The sequence below is a fragment of the Tepidisphaeraceae bacterium genome, from assembly GCA_035998445.1.
In the GTDB taxonomy this organism is placed as follows: domain Bacteria; phylum Planctomycetota; class Phycisphaerae; order Tepidisphaerales; family Tepidisphaeraceae; genus DASYHQ01.
In genome coordinates this window covers 329251-353500 of the sequence record DASYHQ010000061.1, presented here as the reverse complement: position 1 = coordinate 353500, position 24250 = coordinate 329251, and the positions used below count along the sequence as shown (strand labels likewise).

Below are 24250 nucleotides of genomic sequence, written 5' to 3'. Positions count from 1 at the left end.
CGTGTTTTAGCCACGAAGAAACGGGCGGGCCGCCCGTTGTACGGGGTTCTAAACCGCGTGGCCTTATTGAAACCATTCTGAAATGAACGCCAGGACGCCGAGAACGCCAAGGTAGGAAAGAAAGGGGATAAAGAACTCCTTGGCGTTTCCTACCTTGGCGTCCTTGGTGTCTTGGCGTTCAACTCTTTTCCTGACTCTGTCATCCAGTCCGTCCGTTCCGTTCTTTGCAACTTGCCGCCGCCTCGCTTATTCATGCGTGCATCGCATGACGGCCATCGCGTTTCCGACGCCCCCTAACCGCATCTTGATCATTAAGCCCAGCGCGGTGGGCGACGTCGTGCATGCGCTGCCGATCCTGAACTTGCTGCGCGACCGCTGGCCGGCGGCGAAGATCGACTGGCTGGTCACGCCGGCGTGCGCGGGCATACTCGACAATCACCCGCAGTTGGACAACGCGATTTTGTTCGACCGCAAGCGTCTCGGGGCCGCGTGGAAGAATCGTGAAACGCGCCACGAACTCTTCGCCTTCGGCCGGCGGTTACGGGACGCGCAGTACGACCTCGTCATCGACCTGCAGGGCCTGTTTCGCAGCGGCTGGATGGCGTGGAAGACGCGGGCGGCCGTCCGCATCGGCTTCAGCAAGGCCCGCGAGATGGCGCCGCTGTTCTACACGCACCGCGTGGACGTCGGCACGCCCGAGCAGCATGCGATCGACCGTTACCTGAAGATCGCCCAAACGCTCGGCTGCCCCGATGAACCCGTGCGGTACGTCTTCCCCACCGACGACGCCGACCGCGCCCACATTCGGTCGCTCATCCCAGAGGGCACGCGCTACGCCGTCCTGTTGCCCGGCACGAATTGGGTGACGAAGCGCTGGCCCGCCGCATCGTTCGCGGCGTTGCGGCAGCCGTTGCGCGACCGGTTCGGACTGGAAACGGTGGTCGCGGGCGGCGCGTACGAGAAGTCGATCGCCCCCCTCATCGGCGGCATCGACGTGACCGGCCAAACCACCCTGCGGCAACTGGTCGCCCTGCTCGAACGGGCCGACCTCGTCATCGCCAACGACAGCGGCCCCATGCACATCGCCACCGCCCTCGGCCGACCGCTGGTGACAATGTTCGGCCCCACCAACCCCATCCGCACCGGCCCCTACGGCCGATTGGACAGTGTGGTCCGCGTCGACATCCCCTGCAGCCCGTGCTACTCAAAGCAATGCTCGCACGTCAGCTGCCTGAACTGGCTGAGCGTGGACGCGGTCCTGCGCATGGCGGAGATGCAGTTGGAGCGCAGGCCTCTGGTTCCCTCTCCCGGTACGCCGGGGGAGGGCTAGGGTGGGGGTTTTCATTTGCCGAGTGCCTTTGGGCGTAGCGGACGGAACCCTGTCGCATCGCGCCCGGTTGTCATCCCGAAGGGAGCCTCAGGCGACCTGAGGGATCTCGAACGACGGACGGTTTTCGGTCTTGGTAGATGGGTCCGGTCGGCAAGCCTCCCATCGGGATGACACGTCCGCGAATAGCGACATAGTTTCGCCCGCACGCCTGAAGGGGAAGGCCACCCCATTCCCCGACCCTCACCCCTGCCCTCTCCCGGAGGGAGAGGGAGAGGTCGCTCGTGCTGTTTTCACTTGGCGGCTTCCTTCGCGTCATAGCGCCTTTGCGTTCTCTTCCAACACCGAACGCGCCCCGAACGGGTGAACCTGATATAGTCTTACGCCCGAACGGACGAGCCGGAGCGACGTTTTGCAGACTGCCGACGAACTACTTGCCGACCTTACCGACGAACAGCGGGCCGCCGCCATGCACATCGATGGGCCGTTGCTCATCATTGCGGGCGCGGGGTCGGGAAAGACGCGCGTGCTCACTCGCCGGGTGGCGTACATGATCGCCCAGGGCATCCCGGCCAACGCGATCTGCGCGATCACGTTCACGAACAAGGCCGCCGGCGAGATGAAGGCGCGCGTCGAGAAGATCATGGATCGGCCGATCCGTGACTTCGGCAAGCTCGACCAGCGCTGGCCGACCATCTGTACGTTCCACTCGCTTTGCCTGCGCATCCTGCGCCATTACGCCGAGCAAGTGGGCCTGCCCGCCAACTTCAGCATTTACGACTCGGCCGACCAGAACAAGGTGCTGAAGGACGCGCTGAAGGCGTTGGACATCTCCAGCACCAACTTCCAGCCTGCCGCCGTCCATGCCGCCATCAGCAAGGCGAAGAATCAGCTGCTGACGCCGCAGAAGTTCGCCCAGACCGCCGGGGATTTTTATCAGCGGACGGTCGCCCGGGCCTACACGAAGTACCAGGCGATGCTGGATGCCAACGGCGCGCTCGACTTCGACGATCTGCTGCTCCGCACCGCAGCGGCGTTTCGCGATCATCCGGACGTGCTGCGCGAGCTGCAGGACCGGTTTCAGTATCTGATGATCGACGAATATCAGGACACCAACCACGCCCAGTACATCATCGCGCACGCTTTAGCGCAACGGCACCGCAACATGTGCGTCGTGGGCGACCCCGACCAGTCGATCTACGCCTGGCGCGGGGCCGACATCCAGAACATCCTGGATTTCGAGAAGGACTACACCGACGCCACGATCATCAAGCTCGAGCGCAACTACCGCAGTACGAAGACAATTTTGGCCTTGGCCGACGCCCTCATCGCCAACAACAGCCAGCGGAAGGACAAGCGCCTCTGGACCGAGAACGCCGACGGCGAGATGGCGCGCGTCTTCTTCTGCCAGGACGAGCGCGACGAGGCCGAGATGGTCACGCAGCAGCTCAAGAGCCTGCACGACGAGCAGAAGATCGACTGGAGCAAGATGGCCATCTTCTACCGCATGAACGCGCTGTCGCGCGTGATGGAAGATGCGCTGCGCAAGAACGCCGTCCCGTACACGATCGCGCGCGGCGTGGAGTTCTACAACCGCAAGGAAATCAAGGACGTACTGGCCTACCTGCGCGTTATCGCCAACCCGAGCGACGCCGTCAGCCTCGCGCGCGTCGTGAACGTGCCCACCCGCGGCATCGGGGACAGCAGCGTGAAGCTGATGGACGCCTACGGCATCTCCAACGGCATCTCGCTCGCGCAGTCGATGGCGCAGGTGGAGAAGGTGACCGGCCTGTCGAGCCGGGCTGTCAACGCGACGAGAAACTTCGTCCAACTTTTACGACGCTGGCGCCAGATTGCCGGTTGCGCCCCCGTGGCACAAACACCGCCCGCAGCGTCGCCCACTTCAGTGGGCACCGAGAGCACGCCGAAACCAACTTACATCGAGCCGACAAACGGACAGCTTTTCCCCTCTCCCGGTACGCCGGGAGAGGGCCAGGATGCGGGTGATTCCGAATTGGGTGCTCCGTCAGCAGATCAAAATCACCCTCACCTAGCCTCTCCCGGCGTACCGGGAGAGGGACAGGAGATCGCCTCGCCTAAGGGCCTCGTTCAACGCGTGATGGAAGATGTCGTCCGCACGAGCGGCCTCGAAGCGCTCTACCGCAAGACCGGCGACGCCGATTTGTCTGAACTGGCCAACGTGAACGAACTCATTTCGTCGGCCGCCGAGTACGACGACGAGAACCCGGATGGCACGCTGGAGGATTACCTCGCGCAGGTCAGCCTCGTCAGCGACGCCGATCACATGAAGGGCACCGGCGGATCGGTCACGCTGATGACGCTGCACGCCGCCAAGGGCCTCGAATTCCCTGTGGTCGCACTCATCGGTCTGGAAGAAGGCTGCCTGCCCCACTCCCGCTCGCGCGGCAACCCGATCGAACTGGAAGAGGAACGCCGCCTCTGCTTCGTCGGCATCACGCGGGCCGAGCAGCACCTCATCATCACCAAGGCCGCCTACCGCACGATGCGTGGTTTGCGAGAGCGTACGATCCCCAGCCCGTTCCTCAACGAACTGCCGCAGGACAAGCTGGCGATCATCGACCGCACCTCGCTCAGTTTCGACAGTGGTACCTATCCCCGCAGTGGCGGCACCGGGTACGGCAACTACAAGTCCACCGGCGCCGGCTCGTACGGCGCCACCGCCCCCAGTGACCGCCGATACGACACGCAGCCCACCCTCGGTGGTTTCCGCGCCGGCCAGCTCGTCCGCCACCCGAAGTTCGGCCTCGGCCGGATCTTCGAGCTCGCCGACGCCGGCCAGAACACGCGCGCCATCGTTGACTTCAATACCGGGGGGCGCAAAACCCTCATCCTGGAGTACGCGCGGCTCGAAGCGGTGGGCTAAGCGACGGATCCCAAACGAATATCCAGAGCCTAAAGGCTGGCGGACTGTACCCCTTCGTTGGTCAGGGACGTGTCATCCCGAGGGGAGGCTTGCCGACCTGAGGGATCTCCCGAGACCGAGAACCGTCCGTGGTTAGAGATCCCTCAGGTCGCTACCGCTCTCTTCGGGATGACATCGAGTTTGCTCCGTCGATGACGTTCATGGTCCAAAGTGTCGCGGTCCACACGTCTGGAGCATCAATGGAAGGTGCCGCAGGCCACGATCGCACCCGCATCAGTCCGCTTAAGCGGGTTGAACTTCCTGTAATCTCATCAATGTTACTCCATCTTACATGACAAAAGGGAAAAACCGCGCGGCATGGCACAGGTGTTGAAAGACACTCCTACGTCATCTGATTGCTTTCGCGTAGGCGTGAAGCGGTACAACACTGGACGCCATTCGCGCTGGCCCGCGTGTCGCAGTTGCTGAGGGGCGAGTGCCCCTTCGGCCACGTCGTCTTGATCCATTTTCGGTGAAGGAGCCGTACATGTTCAGCAGACTCTCCCTTTTCGTGGTGCCGCTCGCCAGCGTCACGCTCATCAGCGTACTGCCCGCCAGTGCCAGCGATGCGTCGTCCGCGTTCAACTTGCCGGCGCCCGAGCGGGTCGCCGACACGTCCTCGGCCGAGCGCCTTGTTGACGCCGCTGCGGTACCGATGGGTGACACCGTCGGCGAGGTTAACCTGCAGGCGGTCGACGAGAACATCGGCGGCTACGGCTTCTTCAAAGGCGACAACGAGTTCACCCTGACGGGTGCCGGCGCAGCGTCGGACGACTTTGACGTCAACGCCTTCGGCTTCGCTGCCCAGTATGGGTACTTCTTCGAGGATAACATCGAGGTGGGCGCCCGCCTCAACGGCGCGCTCTCCAGCGGTGAATCGTCGTATCAGCTCGGCATCGGCGCCGCGATCGACTACCACTTCCGCCTGATGAACGGCCGACTGAACCCCTTCGTCGGCGCGGTCCTCGGCTACAACTTCGGTGACGACGTCAACGACTCGTTCGCTGCCGGCCCTGAGGTCGGCGTGAAGTACTTCGTCAACGAAACGACGTTCCTGTTCGGCAGCGCGTCCTACCAGTGGTCCTTCCGAGACGGCGGCGACTCCGACGTGGCGTCGGACGAAGGCCAGTTCGTCTACGCGGTCGGCGTCGGCTTTAAGTTCTAAGCGAGGTCGCTAAACGGCATTCCGCCCTGACAAACAAGGTCGCGGAAGTCAGTCGACCCATTGAGACGCGGAACGGGCGACGCTAACGCGTCGCCCGTTTCCTAGAGGGTGTTCATCGACTCGGGCGACGTCGTTCCGGTTCCTCTCCCGCGTTGCCCACGCGAGCTCGCGGCGAACCGGCAATCGGATTAAGGTGTCCAGCTATGAGTTCGCCTTCACGCGCGAGAGTGGCAACCGTCTGCCTGTCGGGCCAACGTCGGCCGACTCTGGGCGAGAATCGTGCGATGGTGATGGAACTGGCAGACCTGGCGCTGTTCGTCAGGCCGGACCTGCTGGTGCTGCCTGAAACGTTTCCCAGTTGCGGCGTTAGCCATCGTCAGGTGACGGAGGTCGCCGAGGCGATCGACGGGCACACCGTTACCGTGGCGGCCGAGCGGGCGCGGCGAGGACGGTGCTACGTCATCTGCCCGTTGTTCTTGCGGCGCGGCAACGATGTCTTCAACTCGGCGGTGGTGCTCGGCCGCGACGGGAGCCTCGTCGGCACCTACGACAAATTGCAGCCGGTCACCAGCACGCCCGATTACACGATCATGGAAAGCGGCGTCACGCCCGGCGCGGCGCCACGCACGTTCGACCTGGACTTCGGGCGCATCGGCGTGCAGATCTGCTTCGACCTTTGTTTCCCCGATGCCTGGGCCGAACTGGCCCGGCAAGGCGCGCGGCTGGTAGTTTGGCCGTCGGCGTACAACGGTGGGTTTCCGCTGCGCGCGCTGGCGGCGCTGCATCACTACTACGTCATCTCGGCGGTGGGCACCGAGCGGGCGAAGATTATCGACCCCTGCGGCACCGTGCTGGCCGAGACGCAGGGGTTGACCAACGTGGTCTGGCGCGACGTGAACCTCGACTTCGCCGTCTGCCACACCGACTTCAACTACGCCATCCCCGACCGCATCCTCGCCACCTACGGCGACCGCGTCGAGGTGCGCATGCACCAGGACGAAGGCTACTTCCTCGTCGAGCCGCGCGACCCGGCCATCACCACCGACCACCTGCGCCAAACGCTCGGGTTCATCGACCGAGCCGACTACTTCGCCCGCCACCGCGCCGCCTACGCCTGCCTGCAGCACCACGGCACGGCGGCGCCTCAGGTGCCGCCACACGGCGCACGGTCGCAGTACTCGAAGCGGTGATCGTCGCACCGCCGGGCGCTGTGCGAGCGGGCGGGGTGCGCAGGACGAAGACGGTCGACGCACGCGCGTCGCCCGTCCCCAATCATGTTGATGCACCTCATTGCCAGCAGCTTCGCCATGCTGCTATCCGGCGCGGACGACGGGGAAGTCGATCTCGGGCTGGGCGACATGGTTGAAGTAGTTCGTGTAGAACGCGATCGCCACGTGAGCCACGACCTCGGCGACGTGCGCATCGGTCAGGCCGGCGGCGCGGGCGGTGGTGAGGTCGGCGTCGGACAGGTGGCCGCGGCGCTCGACCAGTTGCCGAGCGAGCGTGACGAGGGCGTCGAGCTTGCCGTCGCCCGTCTGCCCGTGCCGCGCGCCGGTGAGCTGCGCGTCGCTCATCCGGTGCATCTTCCCGATGGCGGTGTGGGCGCTCAGGCAGTAGTCGCAGCCGTTCCGCTCGGCAACGGCCAGCGCGATCGCCTCGCGCTCCTGCCCGTTCAACACCCCGCCGCCCAGCGTCTTGAACGCGTCGAGGAACACCTTGGCGACCACGGGCGAATTGGCCATGGCCCGGACCATGTTCGGCGTGGCACCGAAGGTCGCCTTCGTCGCCTCCAACACATCCTTGGCAGCCCCCGTCGCGGTGGCGGGATCGATTAAGGTCAGTCGTGACATACGGTTCTCCAATCGGTTTAAGAGGTTAACAGTTGCTGAGCACACGCCAGCAAAATATAACCTACTAGCAGATAGACATTGCAAACGGAACTGAGCGCGAATATAAGCAAAAGGAATCCAGACTGTTCCGAAGTTAACGACGTTTCAGGAGGCGACCATTACGCCTGCAGTGACCGGATGACCCAATCGCCCGCCAGTCGAATGCGCGACGCATCACTGAACGCCCGAGCGGCCAGGATGGCGCCTTCGATCGTTCCGAAAATCGTCTTGGCCTCTGCCTCGGCATTCGCGACTGGTCGAACGTTGCCCTGCGACACGCCCAGTTTCAGGGTGTCAGCGAGCCACGCTTCGTTCTCCTCGAAGAATCGGCGGACCTCCGCCTGGACGTTCTCGGGAAGCGTGCCGCTCTCGGCGGCCATCATTCCAGCAAGGCAGATACGGTCGGCCGAGCGATACCCGTCGGCCAAGCCTGCAAATAGCCGCCGAATCCGCGCAATTGCCTGGGCTTCGCTGCGGTCGATCTCGACGCGCGTCGTCTCAAACGCCTGCCGATACCGCACGACCAGCGCTCGCCCGAGATCGGCCTTCGTGGGAAAGTGATAATGGATGCTCGCCGACTTAATCCCCACCACCTCAGCGAGGTCGCGGTAGCTGAACCCGTTGTACCCACGGGTCTGACAAAACTGCTCGGCAACATCTAGCAGTTTGGTCAACGTAGCAGACATTTCGTTCATTCCGACATAGTAACCTATCAGTAGATAGGTGTCAAGTTCGGGTGGTTTATCGCCCGCGGCACCTGGCGCCAATCGTACGATACTTGCAATTTCACATGATCCGAGTCGATAATGTGCAACTGTTGCGACGATGATCGCCCTGTTCAGGGTTAATCGACGGGCAATATCGGGAGGCTTCCTTCACATGCTTCGGGCAATCACGCTTACCACCGTGCTGTATTTCGCCGTGCCGGTTATGGCGCGGGACAATTCCGTCGACATGGTGCCGTTCAATTTTGACCGGTACAACGGGAACGGCTTGGAGCCTAATAACAATGACCTGCCCGGCCTGATCTACGTGCCGTCCGACGTCGAGCCCGGCGAACGATTGCCGATCGTCCTCAACTTGCACGGGTTCGGTGAGCGGGGATCGAACAGCCAAGTGCAGGTCTCACCGGGCGTTTTCCAGCCGGACAACAGGTCGCAGGCCAACGGGAACATCGACAACCTGATGACCGCCGCGAAGAACAACCGGTTCATCCTCTACACGCCGCAGGCGTGGAGCGGTTGGGGCGGTGGTGGGGACGCGCTCGACAGCGCGATGAACCAGGTCGCCAAGGCGACCCGGCAGTACGCGGTCGACCCGGATCGAATCTACCTCGCTGGGCTGTCCAACGGGGGTGGCGGGGTCTTTTCGACGCTGAACAGGTACGCGCACGTCTTCCCCGCCGCCGTCGCGATTTGCGCGCAGGACCTTGGCATACCGCTGAACACCGACGCGGTGAAGGACGTGCCGCTGTGGATGTTCCACGGCCAGTCGGACACCACCGTACTGCCCAGCGCATCGCGCAACCGCATCAACGCCCTTCGCGCCGCCAAGGGCCTGTCGGCGCAGTCCTTTCCGGTGGCCGGCAATTTCTACGACGACGGCGTCATCCGCTATACCGAGTATCCCAACGTGGGGCACAACTCGTGGTCGAGGGCCTACGACACGTCGGCGCTGTACAGTTGGATGCTCGCCAAGTCCAAGCCCATTCCGACCCTGCAGGCCGGTCAGACCGCTTTGTTCGACCTTGGCGCGTCGCAGGTCTCGGGGACGCCCGGAGGCACGACGTACAACACGACGGCGTACGGACTGTCCTCCGTGATCGGCCCCGCCAAGTCGTTTGCCAAGACGACGACCGGCATCGGGACGCAGGTGGCCCTTGAGGTCACCGATCGCTTCAACGGCGAGACGTTCAACTTGAACGCGCCGCTCAACGACTCGTGGACCGTGACGACGAGCGACGCCGGTCAGATCCGCATCTTCGGCCTCACGCCCGGCGACAGCTACGACCTCGAGTTCTTCTCCAGCAGCACCAGCAACAACGGCTCGACCCGCTTCGTCGTCGATGGCCTGACCCAGGACCTCAACCACTTCAACAACACGGCCACCACCCTGCTGTTCAACGACGTCCTCGCCGACTCGACCGGCGCGCTGCTGTTCGACGTGCTCGCGACGCCCGGCTCGTCGGGCACTGGCTATCTGACGTGGTTCGGCATCACCGCAGTGCCCGAACCGACCGTCGTTGGCCTGCTCGCCCCGCTTGCCATCGGATTGGCGTCCCGTCGGCGGAGAAATTAACGGGACAGGTCGGATCTGACTCGACCCCTCGTTTCCGTCATCATCCTGTAGTGGCGACGCAGGCGTCGCCACTACAATTGAAGGTATTGCGGACGTTGGATCGTATACCGGAGGTCTGGGTGCCAGGGGTGGTACTCCGATCGCATGCGACAGCATGCAAAGTTTACGACACCTACTAGAGTACCGCGCCCCTTCGTGTAGCGAACTGTTTGGGCGCCACCGGTCGCGGTGCACCGCAACCGGTGGCACCTGGACGACGAGCCCATCACACACCTGAATGGCCGGATAGTCTTCATCCCGCGCGATAAATCATCGGCGGATAAACGAAAACGGGCCACGCATGCGCGTGGCCCGTTCGAACAGTCTTCTGAGTTATTCGATCTACACCTTCACACTCGCCGGCTGCGTGCCGGCAGCCTTGGCGGTGAAGTATTTCTTGGCTTCGCCGACGAGGTAGAAGCTGCCGGTGATGCAGATGAGGTCTTCCTTTGTCACGGCACGGTTGGCGATGGCGAGGGCCTCTTCCAAGGAACCGGCGACCTGGGCCATCTTGCCGTACAGCTCGACGTAGCGGGCGGCCAGTTCGTGCGGGTCGGCGGTGCGAATGTTGTCGACCTTGCAGAAGATGACCTTGTCGGCGCCGCTGGTGATGCGCTCGAGCATGCCGGGCACGTCCTTGTCGCTGCAGCAGCCAAAGATGACGACCATGCTGTCGTACGGGATGTGCTGACCGATCGCCCGCATCATCGCATCGAGGCTGGCGGCGTTGTGGGCGCCGTCGACGATCACGCGCGGGGTTTGGCTGACCAGTTCCATGCGGCCGGGCAGTTGCACCTTGGCCAGACCTTCCATCGCGCGGCTGTCGTTGATCGCAATGCCGCGGGTCTTGAGGCGGTCGATGATCGACAGCGCCAAGCCGAGGTTGATCGCTTGGTGTTCACCGACGAGCGGGACGGCCAGGTGTTCGAACTTGCTGTGGGGCGTGGTGAGGCAGACCCGGTTGTGCGGGCCGTGCAGACGGCTGGATTCGAAGCGATAGCTGAACTCGATGCTCTTGCCGGCGATGTCGAACGGCGCGCCGACCTTGTCGGCGGCGGCCTTCAGCACGCGCTCGACCTCGGGGTCCTGCTGGACCGTCAGTGCCGGAATGCCCGCCTTGTAGATGCCGCCCTTTTCCTCGGCGATCTTGGCCAGCGTGCCACCGAGCTGGGCCATGTGGTCCTTGCTGATGCTGGTGATGGCGGCCACTTCGGGCTTCAGGACGTTGGTGCTGTCGAGCCGACCACCGAGGCCGGTCTCGACGACCGCGATCTCGACGCCCTGCTCGGCGAAGTACTTGAACGCGACCGCGGTCAATACATCAAAATAGCTCGGAGTAGGCTTAATCTTCGTTAAAAGCGGCTCAATTAGCTTCACGAGCCGCGCGAAGTCGGCCTGTGGGATCATCTCGCCGTTGATGACGATGCGCTCGCGAATGTCGACCAAATGCGGGCTGGTGTACAGGCCGACCTTATAGCCCGTGGCCTGCAGCATGGCGGCGGTCATCGCGCAAGTGCTGCCCTTGCCCTTGGTGCCGGCAATGTGCACACTACGAAACGCCTCGTGCGGGTTGCCCAACTTCTTGAGCAGCCCACGCATGCGATCGAGATCGAAATTGGCAGCGGTGTACCGAACGATGCGCATCCGTTCGAAGTCGGCCAGCGTCGCGAGAAAGCGCAACGCCTTGGCGTAACCGGTGGCCCCCGGGGCTGCAGAGGGCTTTGGTTCGGCCTGGCGCATCTTGACGTCGTGGGTGCGGTTGTTTACATCATTACGCAGCGTTCGCTTCCCAGTCTTAGGACGAGTGGCAACAACTGCGGTCCGCCGACGCGTGCTTTGACGCGCCTTTGCTCGAATTGGCATGGTCCAATTGTATCACCACCCGCATTTCTTCGCAAATTTCGACCTTTAATCTCAACAGGGATAACCAGTTACGGCCGATCACGCCGCAGCCGCAAATGCCTAGTTTTTGGGCGATAGCGGCTGGCGGCAAAGTTCTTTGGAGGCTGGAGGGGCGTGGCGGAGGGCTCAGGGGTCGGGAGGCGACTCGGACGTTAAGACGGCGCCTGCCTCCATCGCATCCTTAATTCCAACCCCTAACCCGTCATCCCTGACCCCTCCTTGTCGTTCCCCGATCTTTCCAGAGCGCAGTACGTATGATAGTTTGATCGACTTTCCCATTCGGAGTGCTTTATGGCCCGCAGGCCCGTGAAAAACGAGATCGAGACCGTGGCCTTCGTCAGCTTGGGGTGCCCGAAGAACCTCGTCGACAGCGAACGCATGCTGGGATTGCTGGCCGGCGACGGCTTGGCCGTCACGCCCGACGCGGAGTCCGCCGACGCGATCATCATCAACACCTGCGGCTTCCTGGAGGCCAGCAAGGAGGAATCGCTTCGCGAGATCCGCGACGCCATCGCGCTGAAGAAGGCCGGTAAGGTGAAGCGCGTCGTGGTTGCGGGCTGTCTGGTGCAGCGTCACAAGACCAAGCTGCTGTACGACGTGCCGGAAGTCGACCGCTTGGTCGGCGTGTTCGATCGCGAGCACATCGTTGAAGCCGTGCGCGGCAAGGCCAACCCGCGGCAGGATCACGGGCACTTCCTCGGCAAGTATCACGATCTGTCGCGCGAGCTGGCGACGCAGGCCGGCATTATGGCGACCGGTCCGGAGACCAAGACCAACCGCCTGCCCGTCTTCGAAAACGATTCCGCCCGCCTGCGGCTAACGCCCCGCCACTACGCGTACCTGCGCATCAGCGAAGGCTGCAACCAAGGGTGCAGTTTCTGCACGATCCCCAGCATTCGCGGGCTGATGCGCAGCAAGCCGGTCGAGCAGGTGCTTCTGGAGGCCAAGGAACTGGCCGCCGACGGCGCGGTCGAGCTGAACCTCATTGGCCAGGACACCACCAGCTTTGGCACCGACATCAACTATGCCGCGGGTCTGAGCGGGTTGCTGCGCACGCTCGACAAGCAGTTGAAGGACGTTGCGTGGCTTCGGCTGATGTACGCCTACCCAAGTTGCTTCACCGACGAAATGATCGCCACGATCGCAGCCAGCGACCGCATCGTGAAGTACATCGACATGCCGCTGCAGCACATCAACGACGAGGTGCTGACGAAGATGAAGCGCCGCGTGAGCCGCCATCAGATCGAGACGCTGCTGACCAAGCTGCGCAAGATCCCCGGCATGGCGATCCGCACCACCTTCATCGCCGGCAGCCCGGGCGAAACCGACGCCCAGCACGCCGAGCTGGTGCAGTTCGTGAAGGACTTCGGCTTCGAGATGATGGGCGTCTTCCCGTACAGCGCCGAGCCCGGCACCCCCATGGCCAAGCTGCCCGGCCAACTGCCCGACGACGTCAAACAGGCCCGCGTCGAGGAACTCATGCTCGCCCAGCAGGAAATCGCCTTCGCCAAATCGGAAGCCTCGGTCGGTGAAACGATCGAGGTGCTGATCGAACGACCCGCCGGCCGCGATGTGGAAGACGGCTACGTCGCCCGCAGCCGCAGCCAAGCCCCCGACATCGACAGCGTCGTCCACGTCGACGGCAACGGCTCCGAGCTTTATCCCGGCCAGCTCGTGAACGTGAAGGTTGTGGACTACCAGAACTACGACCTGGTCGCGGAAGTGCCGCGAAAGAAGTCGCGGAGCTTGAAGGTTGTGAAAGCGTAGATTGCGCCAGAGTCGAAGCTGACCCGTAGGGGCAGGCCTCCGTGCCTGCCCTCTTTCTTTGGCAGGACCGAAGTTTGGATACGTCGATATGCGTTACCGCGGAACGCGATCGACGCACATCACCTACAGAAGAACGCTCTCCTCACGTCGCCTCATCGAGGAGTTGGTCGCGAAGAAAAAGAAGAACGTGGGCAGGATCAGGTAGGCGGCGGTGCCGATCACCGAGCTGGCCACATAGTACACCATATGGAATGCAGGCGTACCAGCAGCGCCACCTTGGTAGAACTGCGACCATCCATGCGCGACCTCGAGCAGGTAGGTCGTGCCGACGCAAATCGCACCGTAATACATCGATCGGAGCGCATCCGGGTTACCAATTTTCACTCCACGTCCCCCGACTGCAAGCAAGCCAGCACCAACGATGCTACCGCCGGTGTACAGCAGGTACACCAGGCGTTCGGTCACGTTGGCGATACCGAAACGGCTCCAGCCTGGGCCATCATTCATCAGGTATCTGGCGGCTGTTTCCACAAGTATCGAAGCGCCGGACAACAGGCCATACCAGAACGCCAACCGCCCCACGAGCGACGCGCCAACCCACCAACTGTCGCCGGCATCACCCGTGTGATAAGCCAGCGAGGCCAAAGGGACCGCCGTCTCAGCAGTCACGGTTTGTTCGATCGTATCGCTCACGGTCCTCCACAACGGTAGACGCAAATCACCCGCACCGGCCATCCCGTTATTCGATCGTGCGCACTTGCGGGCGCGAGACGAAGTAGGCGATGAACGCGGGCAGCAACAGAGAACTCAGGGTGCCCACGCTGACCTGCAGAAGGTAGTAAGGCGTGTACCCGATGGCTGCGTAGGCCCCACTGCTGACTATGGAGTACATATTCAGCGCGGCGTAGAAAATGCCCGCCGCGCCGATCAAAACCATACCCCAGAACAGCAACTTCGCCGCGGCGGTATGACCCCCGGCCAAGCGACGTCCGGCGATTATTGCGAGGGTGCAGCCCGCAAGTATAGCGAGCAAGTAGAGGCAGGCCGGGACCACCTGAAACAAAAGAACTGAGAAAGTGCCCGTCTGGGAGACAGCCCGCCACCAGTTGCCTCGGCCGATCAGCACACCGCCTGAAACTTCGAGGGAGAACTGCACCAGCCGGAAGACGCCGTACCAGAACCCCAACCGCCCTACCATCTTTGCCGTTGCCTGCCACCCTTCGTCGGCCCTATTGGTCTGGTAAGCTAACGTCGCAACGGGCAGGTCGGATGTTTCGATCATGATTCCCCTCTTGATCGCGGTGCGTTACCCGATCGTCCGCACCCAAGCGCGGAATGCCTTCATGATCGTCGAATCATTCGCGCCAGGCCACATCGCCAGAAAGCGGTTCAGCTCCGCGACGCGCAGGAAGGGGAAGGCGACGCTGAACTCGACCGGGTGGTATTGGCCGGCGTCGCCCAGCGACAACGCGGCCAGCGCGCTGCCGTCGTGCCGCCACAGTTCCGGTACGCCAAGCGTGGCGTAGATCGGCAGGCGGTCGATCGAGCGGTGCGTCACGTCGATCTCGATCGCGAGGTCGGGCGGGGGAACGACGTCGAGATCGAGCTTGTCGGTCTGGTCCACGCGGTCAACGTTCTGGACGTAGAAGCACTTGTCGGGCTCCAAACCGCGATCTGTGCCTTGGCGGCGAAATGTCGTCGAGCCGTACGATGAGATCGGGATGTCCCGCTCTTCTGCCAGCACGAACACCATCGAATTTAGTAGCTGGCTGGCCTTCTCGTGCTTTGGCAACGGCGACATGATCTCGATCCTTCCCCGGTCGTAGGTCACGCGGATCGGGCGGTCGCCCACCTCGCGCAGCACCGCGTCGTAGAAGCCCCACGACACGTCCTGCATGTAGGCGTAATTGTCGATCGCTGGAAACGTCTTGGTGGTCATGGTGAACCTCCCGTCAACGGAAGTATACCAGAGCAGGGCAACGGCGGGGACGCCAGCCACTAAAGTGGCAAGCCCTTGGAGGCTGGCGAATCAAAATTGGTCGCCTCGCGCGCACGTGTCATCCCGCTGGGAGGCTTGCCGACCTGCGGGATCTCCCAAAGCCGAGAGCCCTCCGTCGATCGAAATCCCCCAGGTCGCCTTAAGGCTAGCGGACAAAACCCCCGTGTCATCCCGAAGGGAGCGGTAGCGACCTGAGTGATCTCGACTGACTGACGGTGCCGGCCGTGGGAGATCCCTCGGGTCGCTACCGCTCCCATCGGGATGACAAGGGCGCGCGAGGCGATAGGGGTTTTCTCCGCCACCTTTCAGGCATCGTGCACCCAGGCGAACCTGCCTCAGTTCTGCTCTTATTCGTGTGGCTTCGTGCCCATTCGTGGGCAGTTCTTCAGGCAGGATCGAACGCCCCTACTTCCCCGTCTCGTTCTTCTTGATCATCTTCACCCTGCGGCCGTCGCGGTCCCAGGAGACCTTGTTCATGTAGGCCTCGATCAGCAGGATGCCGCGGCCGCTGCACTTGTCGATGTTTTCTTCGAGGGTGGGGTCGGGAACGCTGCTGCGGTCGAAGCCGGGGCCCTGGTCTTCGATCTGGATCTCGCACTGGGTGGGGGTCACCTTGGCGTTGACGGTGACGGTCTTCTTGGGGTCGAGCTTGTTGCCGTGCTTGATGGCGTTGATGAGGGCTTCTTCCAAGGCCAGCTTGATCGCGAAGGTGCTCTGCTCGTTGAAGCCGTTCTGCGCGACGCCGTCGAGGATCTGCTTCTGCACGTCGCGACCGGCGGAGTAGTCGGAGGGGATGGTGAAGCGGAGCGCTGTCGACAAGCCGTTACCCTTCCGTAACCCGCCCTTGTGGTTCGCGTCGGCCATAGCAGCCACCCGCCGTCACGGTCCGTGCCCGAATCTCCGTCCCAACGACGACGACGACGCGTGCCGCCGGTCGACTGCCCGCTCGCTAGTTGGCGAAGCTTGCGGTGGCCTCGTTGCGCGTCGGCAGGATGCGGAACAGCTTGTTGAGCTTCGTGATCACGAAGACGTCGTAGATCTGCGGCTGGATGTTCGCCAGGCGCAGCTGCCCGTTCTTCTGCTTCACGCGGTTGTTCACGTTAATCAACATGCCCAGCGCCGCCGAACTTAAGTGTTCGACGTTCGCGAAGTCCAGCAACAGCTTGGGCTGGGGGCGCTCGTCGATCAGCGCGTTCAACGTCGCGCCGATGTCGGCGATGTTGGCCTCATCCAGGATCTTGTTGTTCGTGAACTCGACGATGCGCACATCCTTGAGATTCACGACGGAAACCGGTGGCGTGGCTTCGGACATGGCGCTAATCCAAATCAGTGAAACCGGGCGGGCACTTCAGACAAACAAGGCCGCAAAACCAGGACCTCCGTCCCGCTCCTGCGACCCACGTTCATCGACATTACGAGGGGTCGCCAGACCTGTCAAGAGACGCTTTGCCGGAGTTAAAGGCGCGTGAAACCGATGGTTGCGGATCGGGTGACTCGGGCGTCCCGGGCTCAACGAGCGGTCGACTGGAATAAGCCGCTGCGCCGCCCCACCAACGCGCCGGCAGCGATCAGGCAGATCAGCGCCAGTAGCAACAGCACCGGTGCCAGAGACGTGCCACCCAGCCGCGCTTGGACGATTGACAACTGCGCCGGCCAACCGGGCGACGCAGCGGCCGCGCGGGGTTGAACGTCAGGCGGATTGATCGCGATGAGGCGACCGTCGGCGTGCTGGAACAGGCCGGGCCACAACCCAGGCTCGACGGTCGCGAAGGGATCTTCATTAAGCGGCCGCCATCCGCTTCCCAGCACGTGTGGCGATGCCGCGGTGAACGTTTCGCCACCGGCGCCCCCTGCCGCGCCCACGTGCTCGAACAGCCGCGTCCAGAGGATGATCCAGTCGATCGACTGCTCACTCGCGGGCAATTGCAGACTAATCCAAGCGCGGGACGCCGCCTCATCGATCGCCAGCACCGGTCGTCCTCCCGCATCGGACACAAGCACGCGATAACCGGCCGGCGGGTCGCCCGAGAGCGTCGCGGACACCGCCATCGCGGGCCAGTCGATCAAACGGGTCAGTGGATGATCGACGACCACGAACGGTGCCGCGGCCCGCACCGCTGGCCCCTGCCCGACAAAGATTGCCGGCCCGGTGGGCGGTGCATCGGTGGTCACCAAGACCCGCTGCGACACCGTCACCTCAGGTGGGCGGGCGACCGTGTACGCCGCGATGACCCGGGCGATTGCAGGCGGCAAAAGTCCGACGGCTTCCACAATGGGCGCCGCCGATTGTCGTGAGAGATACGCCTGCTGGCCTGGTCCGATGCCGACCGACACCGCTATATTGGTGCCGAGCGAATCGACATCAATAAAGTAGTCACGGCGTTCGCTCGCGGATGGCAAATCAACGCGCGTCGTTCTTGTCGTGCCGCCGGTGGCTAACGTGAGGTCGGCGATGGTTGCTTCCGATTCGTTCCGCAGCCGCACCATCACTTGATTAGCTGGGGTGGTCGTGGCGGCGAGATGGGTAATTGATACGCCACCAGTCGATGGTGCGACGGCCGCTCGAAAAATGCGGCCGCCCGGTGACGCGGGCAAATCGCGATCGCTGACGACGACTACCGATTCGCCGGCACCGATGGCCTGCGCAATCGCGGCGTGCAGTGCTACCCGCGTATCAACCGCGGTGGGTGGCAGGTCATTGAGGGACTCATTCCACACAGTCGCGGTCGCGGGGACCGGCACGATGCGGGCGGCAAACTCGCGATCAGCCAGTTCCCGCAGCGCCGCGGCGCCGGCCAAGCGGTATCGCAGTTCGACCGACATCGTCGCCCCGCGATCGATGATCACCGTGACCGGCGCTGCCCCCCGCGTTGCCGGCCCGGCAGCAGCCAGAATTGCCAGCAGGATGCTCCCCAGCATCAGCAGCAGTGCGCTGGGTGGGGCTCGCCAGCCTCGCCGCGGTGTGGGCGTGGCACTGGTCTGCCACAGTTGGACGAACGGCACCGCCACCGTCCTGCCCCGCTGTACCAGCGACCAGACCGCCAGCGCCGTCCAAGGCAACAGCGCCAGCAGCCAGAGCGGGGAAAGCAGAATCATGATGAAAGTAGCAGAACGTGGCGGACGCGTTCAGAAGTAACGGATGGCCCATGAATGGGCACGAATCGACACGAATGGAAGACGCAGAATTGGCAGATCGCTTATTCGTGCTCGTTCGTGCCCATTCGTGGGTAATTCTTCAGGCGCGACGCGTGGGTAGTTTGAAATCACCTGATCTAACCTTATCCCATGAGTACAGGGTAGAGGGACCAGGCTATCGCAAGTCGGTCAGGCTGACGACTTCACCTTCTTAAAAACGCCCCGCGGCCTGCGGCACCACGACGACCTTGTCCAACAGGACGTAATTCCGGCTACGGTACTCGGTCACCATGCCCGTAATGCGGAACCGCAGATCGCGGTTGGTGCCCAGGGCGGCCTGTTCCATCGCCATCAGCTTCAGGTTGGGCAGGATGATGACCGGCGGGTCCTTCATCGCCTCGCCATCGGTGTCGAAGACGAACTCGACCTGCGAACCGTCGGCGCTGCGCACCACGCGTCCCGTGCGATCCACGATCAACGAGCCCTCGCGCATTACCGCTTGCGGCGGTGATCCTGGCGCGATGCCTGGGCGAGTGGTGGCGGCATCGGTCGGGACGCTGGTGGTGTTCGTCAACGGAAGCGGTTGCGCAGCGGTGCCCTTGTTCAGCATGTCGTCGAGCCGCTTGCTGGCGGAGTCAGACGGTGAGTTTCGGTTGTTACCCCCGGGCGTTTGCGCCAGGACGGAGGTCGTGATGAGGACGATCGGAAGAAGTTTGGCGAGCATATCGAACCTGCCTTGTGCTGGACGCAGCCGAACGGCGCCGTCAATCCACTTATCGGTAATAGCGACCGCCACAATGTCGCCGATTTTAGTCCACTTGAGTATGTCGGCGGCCGCAAATTGCGTTCGTTTAACGGACGTATACCGAAACTGGCCCAATTTCATGGATGAGTACGCAAAATTACGGTTTCGCTCGCTTAAATGCGCGTGGCTGGCCTCGTTGGAACGGGTCTTGCGTTACGTAGTTTATCGCGAGCCGGGCCGTCCGGCTTGATGGACCGTCAAATCTCATTGCGGAGGCAATCATGGCCACGAACGACAACATTAAGCGTGACGACGACAAGGCAGACGCCAACCGTGACCCGATCAGTGGATCGCCCGGCGCGCATCCCGTGGGTGTCGGTCTCGGTGCCGCAGGTGGTGGCGCGGCAGCGGCGGCGGCGGGTGCAGCGATTGGTGCGGCGGTATCCGGACCTGCGGCGCCGATCGGTGCCGTGGTTGGCGCTGTCGTGGGCGCCGTCGGTGGTGGCTACGCCGGTAAGGGCGTCGCCGAGAGCATCAACCCCACCGAGGAAGACAACTACTGGCGCGAGAACCATCGCGGCCGTAACTACGTCGATCGTGACGCCGACTACGATCGCGATCTTGCTCCGGCCTACCGTGCCGGCTATACGGCTGCCCCCCAACACCAGGGCCGTCGGTTTGAAGACGTCGAGAGCGACCTTGGCCGTAACTGGGAATCCAGCAAGGACCAGTCACGCCTGAGCTGGGACCGTGCCAAGCACGCCAGCCGCGACGCGTATCAGCGCGCCAGTGACAAGCTGGGACAGGTCGCGTCGAGCGATACGAATCGCAACGTGCGCTAAGCTGGTCTGGCCACCATTGAAGTTGTAACGACGAAAGCCGCCTGCGTGATGAACGCAGGCGGCTTTCTCGCTTTCATCGCAGGAGCGTTTGCCACCTGCGCCGGTCAAAGAAAAAGGGCTTGGGAACATTGCTGCTCCCAAGCCCTTCTCGCGTTATCGCGTCTATACGATTCGCTTAGTTGCCCGCGACGCGGGTCGAGAGCAGCGGGAATTGCCGTTCCTCGACTTCGCGCTGGATGATGATCGTCGGCTTGACGAGGATCAGCAGGACCTGTTCGTCCTTGGCCATCGAGCGATTGGTGAACAGCCGCTTGAGGAACGGGATCTTCGAGAGCACCGGCACGCCGGCCTCGCGTTCGATCTCACCGGCAAGCGTCTGGCCGCCCAGCAGCAGCGTGCCACCGTCCGGCACGCTGACCGTGGTGTTGATCTGCGTCGTCTGGATTTCCGGCTGCTGCACAATACCCGTGCCGGCAGTGGTGCCACCGGTGGGGAGACCGGTGACAGGATCAATGGTGCCGCCTGACGCGCCACCCGTGGTAAAGGCAAACTGGAAGATGTTGATGAGGGTCGACAGTTCCGGCCGCAGCGTAAGCGTGACGTACTTGCGGTCAGAGCTGACCGTCGCCTGCACGTCGAGCTTCACACCGCTCTGGATCACGTCGATCTCCGGATCGAACGCGACGGCGTTCTGCCCGACCGTGGGGGTGAGATCGCTGACGTAGGCCCGTTCGGTCGCAACGATCACGAACGCGCGCTGACCGTTGAACAGCGTGAGCCGCGGCGCGGTGAGGTTCGTCGACGTGACGGCCGCCTGCGTGGCGCGGATCAGGAAGTTGACCTGGAAGTCGTCGAGGAACGTGAACGAGATCGGCGCTCCGGTGAGCGCGTTGCTGTTGGCGGTGAGGCCGTTGGCCGAGTCACCGATGGTACCTGGGACGCCCGTCTGCGGACCTGCCGTGAAGTCCGACGTACCGTTGCCGATGCTGACCGACGTCAGGCTCTCAGACACGGCACCCGCGGTGTTGAACGTGAAGTCGAAGTCGACACCGATGTCTTCCAGGAAGTTCCGCTGGACCGTCAGGAAGCGCGTTTCCACGGTCACTTGGATGGCGCGCTGTTCGCGCAGCTTCTCGAGCAGCGCGGCAACGCGGTCCTGATTTTCCGGGGTCTGCGTGACGATCAGCGTACCGTTGAGTTCGCTGAGGGTGCCGACGGTGCCGCCGTTGATCTGCCACGTGTCGGTCGCAACGTTGGTCTGGATGAGCGTGGTGATCTGCTCAACCAGTTCCTCGCGCGTCGGGCCTTCTTCTTCCTCTTCGTTGCCACCACCGCTGTCGCCGAACAGGCCACCACCACCACCGCCGCCGCCGCCACCGCCACCTTCACCACCACCACCACCGCTGCTGCTGCTGTCGAGGCTGAACGTGGGGGCGTTGCTGAAGTCGGGGACGTTGATGATCAGGTCGCGGATGTCGTAGGTCTGCGTGGTCGTGTTGGTCGCCAGCTCGTCGGCGGTCGAGATCGTGATGACCCCTTCGTCGATCGTGTAGGCCAGCTTCACGACGCCGCCACCCACGTCCTGCAGGATGATGTTCAGGGCCTTGCGGAACGGCACGTCACGCAGGCGGGCCGTCACCGGGGCGGTGCGGTCGATGCCGGCGGCTTCCAGGGCGCGCCAGTTCACGAAGATGTTCGACCCGGAGACGTCACGGAGGAAGTCGATGACGTCCGTGAAGCCGACCGCATCGAAGCGGAGTTCGGGCAGCCGCTTGTCGAGCTGGGCCTGCACGGCGGCATCTTCCTGTTCGATGCCGCGCTCCGCGTTGACGGTCCGATCGCGGACGGCCGTCAGGTCGGGCCAGTTGTCCGGGTAGCGGATGATGTCGTCGTACGGGATCTTCTGCTCTTCGGCGCGGTTGAGGATCTTGGTCAGGTTCGCGTCGAACTGCTCGCGGTAGCCGCGCTGCTCAGCGAAGTTGGCCTGATCGCGGATGAACGGACGCACGCCGATCGCGTAGTCGTTGCGCGGGTCGAGCGTCAGGATCTGCTCGATCAAGCCTTGGGCAGCCGCGTAACGGCCTTCCTTGATGGCGGCCTGCGTCTGGGTGATCAGGCCACGGATCGTGCGTTCCTGCTGGTCGGCCGCGGCGCGCTGTGCGGCCTCTTGGCTACCGATCGTCTCGGCAATCTGACGCTCTGCCTCGGCCCGACCGAACGCATCGCTGGCGCTCGCCAGCCCAGCGGTCGTGTTGGCGATGCGGGCATCGAAGGTCGCCAGCTCTTCACGGCTGAAGATTTGGGGGTCGGTCGAGCGGGCTACGCGGGCCCGGTCCAACGCCGTGCGGGCGGCGTCGAAGTTGTTCGTGCGGACGGCCTCGTTGGCGTCGCCCAGCGCGTCCTCAAAGTTGTACTGGATCGCGGCCCGGCGGGCCTCGATCGCGGCTCGCTCGCGAGCGAGCAGGTTACCACCGCCCTGTGCCCCACGGCCGGCGATCTCACGCATGCGGCGACGACCTTCCTGGGCGTCGGCGTTCTGCGGGTCGAGCGCCAAGGCACGCTCGAACAGCGTGGTGGCCTGGTCGTAATCGCCAGTGGCAACGGCTTGGTTGGCCTGATCGACCAGCGACTGGGCCGTCGGCCCTGCGGGGGTCTGCTCGGTCGCAGGCGCGGTGGCGGCCGGCGCTGCCGCTGCCGCCGGTTCTTCGGTGGCTGGCGCGGTCCCGCTGGTGCCGTTACCGCCGTTGTTGGTGTTGACCGGGACGGGCGCGATCGGCTCGGGCGTCACCTCGTTCACGGGTTCAGTCGCCTGAGCGACGGCACCATTACCAACGGTCGGGGCACCCGTGCTGGCGGCTTCCGATTCAGCTTGCGCGGTCGCCTCGTTCCGGGCGGCCAAGCTAGCAGCGGCGGAGGCGTCGCGACGCTCCTGATCGGCGCGGGCGGCCTCGGCGGCCTGCGCACGCTCGGTGCGGGCCGTGTCGGTCTGTTCCTTGCGGTCCATGCGCGACAGGTACCGCTGGGGGCTGTCTTGGAACGGGCGGGCACGATACCCACCGGCCATCGCGGCGTTGAAGTTCTCGCGGGCGGCGATCCAATCGCCACTCTTGTACTGACGGACGGCGGTGTCGTAATGCTGACGCGGCGACATCGACGGATCGGCGGCGGCCGTCTCGGCAGGCGCGGATTCCGCGGCTGCACTCGGCTGGGCCGTCGCAGCGTTCGCATCGGTGGCCGGCGCAGCGGCCTCAGCCACTGGGGTGGCGGCAGCGGCGGCGGCAGGAGCAGCGCCCCCACCGTTGCTGCGGGCCAGCTCGATCTGCTCACGGCTCTTGTTCTTCGTTCCCTCGTCGGCGAAACGGTTGGCGATGGCAGCTTGGTAGTGCGTAACCGCTTCCGCGTTCCGACCCTCGCTCAGGGCCGTCTGACCCAGCTCGAACTGGGCCCGGGCAGCGCGACGCTCGGTGGCGGCGGACTCGGCCTTGTTCAGCGTGTCGGTCAGTGCCCGGCGATCGCGATCGGACAGGTTGCTCGCGTTCACCTGCTGCAGCGCCGTCTGGGCGGCCTCGTAGTCGCCGGCGTTGTAGGCGTCTTGGCCGCGCTTCAACAACTGGGCGTCATCGGCGGCGGCGGCCTGAAGGACCGTGGCGATCGTGGGGATCGGGGCGGCGACGTTCATCGCGCCGGCCGCGGGGAAGTCGGCCCGCAGGTTGCCCACGGGCGCGAAGTCGGCTCGCAGGTCGGGGTTGGCTGGCCCGGTCGCGTCCGGTGAACCGGCGAATAGCTGTTCCGACCGGAACGCCGTGGTCGGCGTCGCCATGGCGACGGCCAAGCCCAGCAGGGCCAAGCGCTTGCGCCGCTGGGGCGTATCGCTGGCAGCGGGCGTCTGGGGCGCGCTGGTGTTGGAACAGGTGGGGAGAGAAGAAGACGACGGGCCGGTACGCTCGAAGAACACGGCGTTCCTCCTAAGGGCGGGCAGCAGAGAGACTGCCGAGCCAATCCGATCGCGTGCCACCGCGATCAGGCGGGAATTGCGCCGCGTCGGGAGGACGACCCCGACGCGTCGACGTCATGCGTCGCTTGCGACCATGCCATCCCACCGGCCGCTAACGCGGCAAGCGGGTCGGCGTCGGTCCTGGGCGTGTCGTCGGGGCATGCGCGTGTGATGCAATGTTGATGAACCCTGATGCGTGTACGC

General features: G+C 63.8%; 18 protein-coding genes. 7 read left to right on the top strand and 11 right to left on the bottom strand.

Annotated features, from left to right (window positions below; translation table 11 throughout):
- Positions 1 to 265 precede the first annotated feature (265 nt).
- The 4 genes from waaC to VGN72_23845 all read left to right on the top strand — a co-directional run bounded on the left by waaC (position 266) and on the right by VGN72_23845 (position 6626).
- Positions 266 to 1330 carry a lipopolysaccharide heptosyltransferase I gene (waaC, locus tag VGN72_23860; GenBank protein HEV7302396.1) on the top strand — a complete coding sequence of 355 codons (1065 nt, stop codon included), beginning with the start codon at positions 266 to 268 and terminating at the stop codon, positions 1328 to 1330.
- A gap of 409 nt (positions 1331 to 1739) precedes the next feature.
- Positions 1740 to 4232: a UvrD-helicase domain-containing protein gene (locus tag VGN72_23855; GenBank protein ID HEV7302395.1), complete on the top strand. Its 2493-nt coding sequence runs from the start codon at positions 1740 to 1742 to the stop codon at positions 4230 to 4232.
- 526 nt (positions 4233 to 4758) lie between these two features.
- Positions 4759 to 5436 (top strand): hypothetical protein, encoded by a 678-nt coding sequence (locus VGN72_23850; protein HEV7302394.1) that lies wholly within the window; start codon positions 4759 to 4761, stop codon positions 5434 to 5436.
- Positions 5437 to 5639: 203 nt separating this feature from the next.
- Positions 5640 to 6626 (top strand): carbon-nitrogen hydrolase family protein, encoded by a 987-nt coding sequence (locus tag VGN72_23845; protein HEV7302393.1) that lies wholly within the window; start codon positions 5640 to 5642, stop codon positions 6624 to 6626.
- Between the two features lie 123 nt (positions 6627 to 6749).
- Here the strand turns inward: VGN72_23845 and VGN72_23840 are convergent, their stop codons facing one another.
- Positions 6750 to 7286 carry a carboxymuconolactone decarboxylase family protein gene (locus VGN72_23840; GenBank protein ID HEV7302392.1) on the bottom strand — a complete coding sequence of 179 codons (537 nt, stop codon included), beginning with the start codon at positions 7284 to 7286 and terminating at the stop codon, positions 6750 to 6752.
- 158 nt (positions 7287 to 7444) lie between these two features.
- Entirely contained in the window at positions 7445 to 8011 is a 567-nt protein-coding gene (locus VGN72_23835) for a TetR/AcrR family transcriptional regulator (GenBank protein HEV7302391.1), read from the bottom strand.
- Positions 8012 to 8204: 193 nt separating this feature from the next.
- Between VGN72_23835 and VGN72_23830 the strand changes: the two genes are divergently transcribed.
- Positions 8205 to 9623 carry a hypothetical protein gene (locus VGN72_23830; GenBank protein ID HEV7302390.1) on the top strand — a complete coding sequence of 473 codons (1419 nt, stop codon included), beginning with the start codon at positions 8205 to 8207 and terminating at the stop codon, positions 9621 to 9623.
- A 381-nt stretch (positions 9624 to 10004) separates the two neighbouring features.
- Here the strand turns inward: VGN72_23830 and VGN72_23825 are convergent, their stop codons facing one another.
- The gene (locus VGN72_23825; protein HEV7302389.1) at positions 10005 to 11402 is read right to left on the bottom strand and encodes a folylpolyglutamate synthase/dihydrofolate synthase family protein; all 1398 of its coding nucleotides are present in this window, start codon (positions 11400 to 11402) and stop codon (positions 10005 to 10007) included.
- A gap of 453 nt (positions 11403 to 11855) precedes the next feature.
- On the opposite strand from VGN72_23825, the gene rimO reads away from it, so the two are divergent.
- Entirely contained in the window at positions 11856 to 13331 is a 1476-nt protein-coding gene (rimO, locus tag VGN72_23820) for a 30S ribosomal protein S12 methylthiotransferase RimO (protein ID HEV7302388.1), read from the top strand.
- Positions 13332 to 13454: 123 nt separating this feature from the next.
- Here the strand turns inward: rimO and VGN72_23815 are convergent, their stop codons facing one another.
- The 7 genes from VGN72_23815 to VGN72_23785 form a co-directional block, all read right to left on the bottom strand.
- Positions 13455 to 14024 carry a hypothetical protein gene (locus VGN72_23815; GenBank protein ID HEV7302387.1) on the bottom strand — a complete coding sequence of 190 codons (570 nt, stop codon included), beginning with the start codon at positions 14022 to 14024 and terminating at the stop codon, positions 13455 to 13457.
- A gap of 46 nt (positions 14025 to 14070) precedes the next feature.
- Positions 14071 to 14613, bottom strand: a complete 543-nt coding sequence (locus VGN72_23810; GenBank protein HEV7302386.1) for a hypothetical protein — start codon at positions 14611 to 14613, stop codon at positions 14071 to 14073.
- A 24-nt stretch (positions 14614 to 14637) separates the two neighbouring features.
- A complete protein-coding gene (locus VGN72_23805) occupies positions 14638 to 15270 on the bottom strand; it encodes a Uma2 family endonuclease (GenBank protein HEV7302385.1) in 633 nt (210 codons plus the stop codon).
- Positions 15271 to 15735: 465 nt separating this feature from the next.
- The gene (locus VGN72_23800; protein HEV7302384.1) at positions 15736 to 16149 is read right to left on the bottom strand and encodes an ATP-binding protein; all 414 of its coding nucleotides are present in this window, start codon (positions 16147 to 16149) and stop codon (positions 15736 to 15738) included.
- A 130-nt stretch (positions 16150 to 16279) separates the two neighbouring features.
- Complete coding sequence (locus tag VGN72_23795) at positions 16280 to 16642, bottom strand: STAS domain-containing protein (protein ID HEV7302383.1); 363 nt, start codon at positions 16640 to 16642, stop codon at positions 16280 to 16282.
- A 197-nt stretch (positions 16643 to 16839) separates the two neighbouring features.
- Positions 16840 to 18426, bottom strand: coding sequence for a hypothetical protein (locus VGN72_23790; GenBank protein HEV7302382.1), 1587 nt, complete (start codon positions 18424 to 18426; stop codon positions 16840 to 16842).
- A 250-nt stretch (positions 18427 to 18676) separates the two neighbouring features.
- Positions 18677 to 19189 (bottom strand): hypothetical protein, encoded by a 513-nt coding sequence (locus tag VGN72_23785; GenBank protein HEV7302381.1) that lies wholly within the window; start codon positions 19187 to 19189, stop codon positions 18677 to 18679.
- 302 nt (positions 19190 to 19491) lie between these two features.
- Between VGN72_23785 and VGN72_23780 the strand changes: the two genes are divergently transcribed.
- Positions 19492 to 20052, top strand: a complete 561-nt coding sequence (locus VGN72_23780) for a hypothetical protein (protein HEV7302380.1) — start codon at positions 19492 to 19494, stop codon at positions 20050 to 20052.
- 175 nt (positions 20053 to 20227) lie between these two features.
- On the opposite strand, the gene VGN72_23775 is transcribed toward VGN72_23780, so the two are convergent.
- Positions 20228 to 24007: a hypothetical protein gene (locus VGN72_23775; protein ID HEV7302379.1), complete on the bottom strand. Its 3780-nt coding sequence runs from the start codon at positions 24005 to 24007 to the stop codon at positions 20228 to 20230.
- Positions 24008 to 24250: the final 243 nt, after the last annotated feature.

Coding starts and splice junctions, on each gene's coding strand:
- VGN72_23845 (HEV7302393.1), top strand. CDS start 5,640: ATGAGTTCGCCTTCACGCGCGAGAGTGGCAACCGTCTGCCTGTCGGGC.
- rimO (HEV7302388.1), top strand. CDS start 11,856: ATGGCCCGCAGGCCCGTGAAAAACGAGATCGAGACCGTGGCCTTCGTC.
- waaC (HEV7302396.1), top strand. CDS start 266: ATGACGGCCATCGCGTTTCCGACGCCCCCTAACCGCATCTTGATCATT.
- VGN72_23785 (HEV7302381.1), bottom strand. CDS start 19,189: ATGCTCGCCAAACTTCTTCCGATCGTCCTCATCACGACCTCCGTCCTG.
- VGN72_23850 (HEV7302394.1), top strand. CDS start 4,759: ATGTTCAGCAGACTCTCCCTTTTCGTGGTGCCGCTCGCCAGCGTCACG.
- VGN72_23805 (HEV7302385.1), bottom strand. CDS start 15,270: ATGACCACCAAGACGTTTCCAGCGATCGACAATTACGCCTACATGCAG.
- VGN72_23790 (HEV7302382.1), bottom strand. CDS start 18,426: ATGATTCTGCTTTCCCCGCTCTGGCTGCTGGCGCTGTTGCCTTGGACG.
- VGN72_23780 (HEV7302380.1), top strand. CDS start 19,492: ATGGCCACGAACGACAACATTAAGCGTGACGACGACAAGGCAGACGCC.
- VGN72_23810 (HEV7302386.1), bottom strand. CDS start 14,613: ATGATCGAAACATCCGACCTGCCCGTTGCGACGTTAGCTTACCAGACC.
- VGN72_23840 (HEV7302392.1), bottom strand. CDS start 7,286: ATGTCACGACTGACCTTAATCGATCCCGCCACCGCGACGGGGGCTGCC.
- VGN72_23830 (HEV7302390.1), top strand. CDS start 8,205: ATGCTTCGGGCAATCACGCTTACCACCGTGCTGTATTTCGCCGTGCCG.
- VGN72_23795 (HEV7302383.1), bottom strand. CDS start 16,642: ATGTCCGAAGCCACGCCACCGGTTTCCGTCGTGAATCTCAAGGATGTG.
- VGN72_23825 (HEV7302389.1), bottom strand. CDS start 11,402: ATGCGCCAGGCCGAACCAAAGCCCTCTGCAGCCCCGGGGGCCACCGGT.
- VGN72_23835 (HEV7302391.1), bottom strand. CDS start 8,011: ATGTCTGCTACGTTGACCAAACTGCTAGATGTTGCCGAGCAGTTTTGT.